Annotated in this window: 1 protein-coding gene; it reads right to left on the bottom strand. The window is 70.6% G+C overall.

Features of this window, described 5'->3' with window-relative positions:
• On the bottom strand, positions 1-340 hold a 340-nt coding region (locus tag OO48_RS34110; RefSeq protein ID WP_033223595.1), incomplete at both ends, for a LacI family transcriptional regulator.

Raw genomic sequence — 340 nt, 5'->3', positions numbered from 1 at the left:
GGTGGCCGTGCGGCCGCCCTGCTCCTCGTCGGGGACGACCGAGGAGAACGCCGGGTCGTCGGACCGGGCGTCCAGCAGGACGGTGGGGACCGAGCGCAGTTGCTCGGGCACCTCCACGATCCGGTGGTACATCGAGGCGTAGAGGATCCCGTCGACCCGGTGCTGGAGCAGCAGGGCGATCTCCTTGTGCTCCAGCTCCCGGTCGTTGCCGGTGTTCAGCATGAGCAGCAGCAGGCCGCGTTCGGCGGCGGCCTCCTGGGCGCCCTTGATGATCCGTCCGGCGTGCGGCGTGGTGGCGATCTCGTCGCTGAGGAAGCCGACGGTGTAGGAGCGGCTCAGC

It is taken from the genome of Kitasatospora phosalacinea, from assembly GCF_000716545.1.
Lineage (GTDB): Bacteria > Actinomycetota > Actinomycetes > Streptomycetales > Streptomycetaceae > Kitasatospora > Kitasatospora phosalacinea.
Note: the sequence above shows the minus strand (reverse complement) of the source record. Positions and strands in the feature narration are given on the sequence as shown.